Origin of the sequence: Methanoregula sp. (assembly GCF_002835825.1) — an archaeon.
Classification (GTDB): Archaea; Halobacteriota; Methanomicrobia; order Methanomicrobiales; family Methanospirillaceae; genus Methanoregula.
Genome location: NZ_PIZH01000114.1, coordinates 1 through 6004, shown reverse-complemented (window position 1 = coordinate 6004; position 6004 = coordinate 1). Strand labels below are relative to the sequence as shown.

The following is a 6004-nucleotide window of genomic DNA, read 5'->3' as shown; positions in this document are numbered from 1 at the left end:
CTGCGAATACTGCTATTTTAAGAAAGTCAAGGGCACAACCCCGCTCGGGTGCCGGTACTGCCTGCCATTCAAAAAAGGCTGCGACTACTGCATGAGAGGGGTGAAAGAAGAGTATGCTGGATTCAAGGCCCTGCGCACCATCGCAGATGAGACCCTTGCAAACCTTCAGGCAAAAGAGGGTGAGATCGAACGGATAACCATCAGCGGCGGCGGCGACCCGAGCTGTTACCCGCAATTCACGGACCTAATCGAGCTGCTTGGGAGTACAGAAGCCCCGCTTCATATCGGGTACACGAGCGGGAAGGGCTGGGACGATCCTGCGATTGCTGATCTGCTTATCGATAACGGCCTGTCAGAAATTTCCTTCACCGTCTTCTCGGTTAATCCGGAACTCCGGAAGAAATACATGCATGATCCAACGCCGGAAGTCTCGCTTGCGATTCTCGAACGGCTGTGTAAAACAGTCGATGTCTATGCAGCAACGGTCGTACTTCCGGGAGTCAATGACGGCAGGGTACTTGAGGAGACCTGCCAGTGGCTCCAGGATAAGGGGGCAAAAGGTCTCATCCTGATGCGGTTTGGCAATGCCACAGAACAGGGGCTCATTCTCGGTAACGGGCCGGTACTGAAGTATCAAAAAACCCAGAGCGTGGAGTCATTCCGGGACATGATAACCGATCTCCGGAAAAAGTTCACGATGAAAATATCCGGCACGCCTCTCTGGGACCCGGAGATTGGCTCACCGTTTGCGATCCGATATGAGCCGGACCTGCTGGCAAAACTCCCTCGGGTTGTAAAACGGGCGAGCGTTGTCAGCGGAAGCATTGCGACTCCGTTTATCGATACCATTCTTTCTGCATGCGGGTCATCTGTTCCGGTAGTACCAGTAACAAAAGAGATCGCCTGCCTCATCACAGCAGACGATCTGAAGCAGATCGATCTCCAAACTCTTGAACCCGTTGTCATCATTCCCGGACGGGCTTTTATTCATGATGCTGAAGCGGAAGAGATCCTCTCGCGGGACGGGATCTCCCGCACAATACTCCGCGGCCCCGAGATGCTGACTGCCGATGCCGAAACCAGTATGGGCATGACCCGTGAGCAGGTGCTGGAGATGGAGATGCATGGTTTTGCCGAACTGGTACGTTTGATCAATCAGTGCGGGGCCTGATTCCACATAACCAACGATCCTTTTTCATTTACCCGCCACTTGCAGGAGAATGCCTCGTGTCTATCCGGAGACTCGTTGTATGCCGACGGGTTGGTTAGAGGAAAAAAGAGAATGATCATTGGTATAGATACGGCAGAATCCTGAGGGTGGGGGCATATGGGACCCTGAGAACCTCCGATTGCTGCCCGATCCGTATTTTTTGGGTCGAATTCGGATTTGTGTGTGTCCTTGTATTATTGGGGGAGATTTTTGGTTCCGATCGTCAATTATTTCCCATTTCCCCCCAGGAATTATGCCGCTTTAGGCGCTTTTGAATTGCAGAAATCAGACCTTCGCGATGGGGGGGAAGGTGCTGTGTGGAAAATCAACCAGGTGCCGGATCAGGGAGTATTCCCGGTTTTCCGGAATAAAAGAATAATGCTGCGAGAGGGTTACGATCCCCCGATCTCCAGATCTCTCAAAGCGTGAACAATGAAGGAGTTCAACAAACCCTATGAGTCTGGCGCCCTAACCAGCTAGGCCACCGCAGCACAAAAGTGCATAATAAAAACGCCGTAAAAATAGTTAAAGGTTCTCATAACGCGACGGATTTTTTCGTCACGGTTTTTTCTGCTGGATGTACGTGTTGACCGCTGCAGTGATTGCGGCAACTTTTTTACCCTGGTCAAAGGATCCCGCCAGTGTCTGCATGCGGGTCTCTTCGTCCCTCTTGTATCGTTCAAGCGTTTTTAAGATGTGCTCCTCCTGCAGGAAGTGCGTGTGCGTGTTTCCTTCGATGAACTGCTGGTTGTTCATGATCGCGTAATGAAGCGGGAGGGTTGTTTTGATACCAAGAACGATATACTCGGAAATCGCCCGGCGCATCCGCTGGATTGCATCGCGACGGGTACTGTCCCATGCACAGAGTTTTGCGATCATCGAATCGTAGTTTGGCGGGATGGTGTATCCCATGTGGATGCCAGAATCTACCCGGATGCCCGGCCCGCCAGGGGAGCGGTACCGCAGGATCTTTCCTGGATCTGCTGCAAAATTGTTGAGCGGGTCTTCTGCATTGATACGGCACTCGATTGCATGTCCGCGGATGGAGAGGTCTTTTTGTTCAAAGGGAAGCGATTCGCCTGCGGCTATGCCGATCTGCTGCTTAACAAGGTCGATGCCGGTGACGAATTCCGTTATGGTATGCTCAACCTGAAGGCGGGTATTCATCTCCATGAAATAGTAATTGCCCTGGCTGTAGAGGAACTCGACCGAACCGGCGTTCGTATAATCGGAGGCTTCGGCTACCCTGAGCGCTGATGCGGACATCCGCTCCCTGAGTTCGTCCGTCATAATGGGAGAGGGGGCCTCTTCAATCAGTTTCTGGTGCCGGCGCTGTATGGAACATTCCCGGTCATAGAGATGGACAGCGTTTTTATGCTCATCCACGAGCACCTGGAACTCGATATGGCGGGGCTTGACAAGGTACTTCTCGATAAAGACCGTTGCATCCCCAAAAGCCGACTTCGCGATCCGCTGGCTGCCGGAGATCGCCTCTTCCAGTGACTTTTCGTCATTGACGATCTGCATGCCGATACCGCCCCCTCCGGCGCTGGCCTTGACGATGACGGGATATCCGATATCAGCGGCAATCTTCTTTGCCACCTCAATATCGGTGATACCCCCATCCGTACCGGGAAGAACAGGAACACCGGCATCCTTCATCATCTGTTTGCTGCCGATCTTGGAGCCCATCGCTTTGATGCTCTTCCACCGGGGACCGACAAAGGTGACCCCCTCATCCTGGCAGAGCTTGGCAAACCGATAGTTCTCTGCAAGAAAGCCGTAGCCCGGGTGGATTGCCTCGGCTCCGCATTTCTTGGCAATATCGATGATACGCTCCATGTTGAGGTAACTTTTGGAGGGATGGGCTTCCCCCACATGGAATGCTTCGTCCGCGTACTTCACGTGGAGAGCATTTATGTCGGCGTCCGAGTAGATTGCCACCGTGTCAATATCGAGCTCGCGGCATGCCCTCATGACGCGGATGGCGATCTCACCGCGGTTGGCAATCAGGAGTTTCTCGAAAAATTTCATTGGACCACCAGCAGGACATCGCCGTTCTGGACAATGTCACCGGTATCGACGAATATCTCGGTGACCTTGCCGTCAGCGGGGCTGTGGATCGGATTCTCCATCTTCATTGCTTCAAGGATCAGCAGGGTATCCCCTTTCTTCACGAGCGCTCCCCTGCTTGCGAGCACCTTGAGGACCATCCCCTGCATGTTGCTCTTGATGCCACCGGGAAACTCTCCCCTCGGGATCTTCTGGGATGCGGCACTGGCAACCTCAACTTTGTTTCCGCCAACGGATACGATCCGCACCGTGAAGACCTCGCCATCTACCTCGACCTCCATCAGGCTTGGCATATCTCCCTTCGTTGAGGAGGATGCGGTCTGTTTCTTTGGGATCTCCTCAACAGTTCTCTCGCCTTTGAGGAACGAAGGGGCGATGGCAGGATACAGGATATAGGTCAGGACATCCTCTTCCTTTTTAATAAGACCTGCCCCGAAAGCCTCCGCTTTCATGGTATCATAGGCCGGCTCAAGCAGATCGCCCGGCCTTTCCGTGATAACCTTCTCATCACCAATAATCAGTGTCCGGATCTCATTGCGAATAGGTCCCGGGGGTTTCCCATACAGGCCCCGGATATAGTCCTTGACTTCCTTTGTCACATTCCGGTATCGCTCACCGTTGACCAGGACATTGAGAACGGCCTGGGTCCCGACGATCTGGCTTGTCGGGGTAACAAGGGGCGGGTAGCCAAGGTCTTCGCGTACGCGGGGGACCTCTGCCAGTACATCATCCCAGCGGTTGAGTGCGTCCTGCTCCTGGAGCTGGGAGACGATGTTTGAGATCATTCCTCCCGGCAACTGGTAGATGAGGACATCGCTGTCCACGCGCTCGGAGATCGGGTTGAGGAGCCCCTGGTATTTGTCCCGGATCCGGAGAACCTCGTTCCTGACGGTCCTGAGTTTGATCAGGTCAATACCGGTGTCCCGCGGTGTGCCTGTCAGCGATGCGACAACACTTTCTGTGGGGGGTTGTGAAGTGCCCATGGCGATGGGCGACATTGCGGTATCGAGAATGTCTACTCCTGCCGAAATTGCGGCCTGGTAACTCATCGGGGCAATGCCACTGGTACAGTGGCTGTGAAGGCAGACTTTGACATCCACTGCTTTCTTGATGCCGGTGATGAGCTCGCGTGCCTGATCCGGCATGATGAGACCTGCCATGTCCTTGATACAGATCGAATCGCAGTCCTGTGCGTAGAGCTCTTTGGCCATCTCGATAAAGGACCGGGTACTGTGAACCGGACTTGTCGTATAGGATATTGTGCTCTGCAGGTGGGCCCCGTTATCCTTGACCCGTTTCATGGACCGTGTCATATTCCGGATATCGTTGAGCGCATCGAATATGCGGAAGATGTCGACACCGTTTTTATGGGCAGCATCAACAAACCTGTCCACGACATCGTCAGGATAGTGGCGGTACCCGACCAGGTTTTGCCCTCTTAAGAGCATCTGTATCGGGGTATGCCGGAGTTCGGCTTTCAACGCCTTCAGCCGGTCCCAGGGGTCGTCGTTAAGATACCGGATGCAGGTATCGAAGGTGGCACCGCCCCATGCTTCAACGGAAAAAAAACCGCAGTGATCGATCTCCCGGGCAAGCGGGAGCATATCTTCGGTCCTGAGCCGAGTTGCAATGAGCGACTGATGCGCATCACGGAGAGTCGTATCGGTGATCAGGACTTTTTTGGGAGCGGCAGTGTGCATGGATGAGTCCTCAGTCGGGCATCAGGATGATATTCAGCCTCTCAAAAATTCATCGGTAAAGTATAAAAAATTCACTAACGGGAATTATCGTTATGAGGAGTATGCATAGCACAGCCATACAACGGTAGATATCACCTCTGGTTGTGCAAAATTTCGGGCAGAGTGAACCACCATTGCGGTATCCCCGCACTGCCAGGATCTCTGCGGTATGCTCCGCCCGAAAAAGTGCTCCCGTAACAAGAATGAGCCCGGCCGGTACAAGTGTTTTCCAGGCCGGACCGGCTCCTTTCAGCGCTTGGGCAACACGGATTGTTTCGAAGTCCCGGACCATGAGGTGCAGGGTCTGCATGGCCATGTCGGCAAGCATTCCCAGTTCGAACCCGATCCGGTTTCCGAGCAGCCATACCCCGAAATGGAGGAACTCGCCGTTTTTCTGTTCGGCATAGACCCATGAACCGATAAGAACGATGACCATCATCCGCAGGAAATATGATATGCCGTCTCCCCCGGTCAGGGAGAGAATGGCGCTGAAGAAGGCGAGCATGCCCGCGACAGGCAGGATCATGCGCATCCGAATAATTTCAGAAACCTTACCGGACCATGCGATCCACCAGAGAAATGCCAGAGCAGCTCCTGTCAGGCTGAAGAATGCTGAAAGGGTGAGGACCAGCGCCACGGCAATGCGGAGCCTTATGTCCTGCATGCTGCCTCCCGGATATCCTGTCTTGTAATGTTTGCCGGTTCCTTTCCATTCCTGATAAGTGTCCTGATGATCTCCGGGGCATGCTCCCAGCGGTGGAGGGCACCAGGAAGGCTTCCCCTGCAGTGGAGCGAACCGTCAGCGATCTCCCAGAGCATGTCCACCCGCGGGAATTGTGCCTGTTCGTGCGTGAAGATGATCGTGATCCCATGGGTGCGGCCGGAGATCGCGGCACAGGCGCGCTCCTTCTCTTTACAGTCCAGGGAACTGAAGGGTTCATCCAGCACGAGAAGGTCGTACTCCTGCAACAGGACGCAGGCC

General features: G+C 54.1%; 4 protein-coding genes, 1 tRNA gene and 1 pseudogene. 1 reads left to right on the top strand and 5 read right to left on the bottom strand.

What is annotated here, in order from left to right; all coding sequences use genetic code 11:
- Window positions 1-1171 (top strand): methyl coenzyme M reductase-arginine methyltransferase Mmp10 (gene mmp10 / locus CW742_RS05695; protein WP_292417700.1); only part of this gene is annotated, 1171 nt, incomplete at its 5' end.
- A gap of 418 nt (window positions 1172-1589) precedes the next feature.
- On the opposite strand, the gene CW742_RS05690 is transcribed toward mmp10, so the two are convergent.
- The 5 genes and pseudogenes from CW742_RS05690 to CW742_RS05670 form a co-directional block, all read right to left on the bottom strand.
- Window positions 1590-1701, bottom strand: a tRNA-Met gene (locus tag CW742_RS05690).
- A 67-nt stretch (window positions 1702-1768) separates the two neighbouring features.
- Window positions 1769-3244 (bottom strand): acetyl-CoA carboxylase biotin carboxylase subunit, encoded by a 1476-nt coding sequence (locus CW742_RS05685; RefSeq protein ID WP_292417697.1) that lies wholly within the window; start codon window positions 3242-3244, stop codon window positions 1769-1771.
- Complete coding sequence (locus CW742_RS05680; RefSeq protein WP_292417694.1) at window positions 3241-4983, bottom strand: pyruvate/oxaloacetate carboxyltransferase; 1743 nt, start codon at window positions 4981-4983, stop codon at window positions 3241-3243. The genes CW742_RS05685 and CW742_RS05680 overlap by 4 nt, the downstream gene beginning before the upstream one ends.
- Before the next feature lie 49 nt (window positions 4984-5032).
- Window positions 5033-5686, bottom strand: a complete 654-nt coding sequence (locus CW742_RS05675; protein WP_292417690.1) for a hypothetical protein — start codon at window positions 5684-5686, stop codon at window positions 5033-5035.
- Window positions 5674-6004, bottom strand: a pseudogene (locus tag CW742_RS05670) (ABC transporter); the annotation flags it as partial. The pseudogene CW742_RS05670 and the gene CW742_RS05675, both read right to left, overlap by 13 nt.

Excerpts from the sequence above, each read along its gene's own strand:
- CW742_RS05685 (WP_292417697.1), bottom strand. The coding sequence starts at position 3,244 with ATGAAATTTTTCGAGAAACTCCTGATTGCCAACCGCGGTGAGATCGCC.
- CW742_RS05680 (WP_292417694.1), bottom strand. The coding sequence starts at position 4,983 with ATGCACACTGCCGCTCCCAAAAAAGTCCTGATCACCGATACGACTCTC.
- CW742_RS05675 (WP_292417690.1), bottom strand. The coding sequence starts at position 5,686 with ATGCAGGACATAAGGCTCCGCATTGCCGTGGCGCTGGTCCTCACCCTT.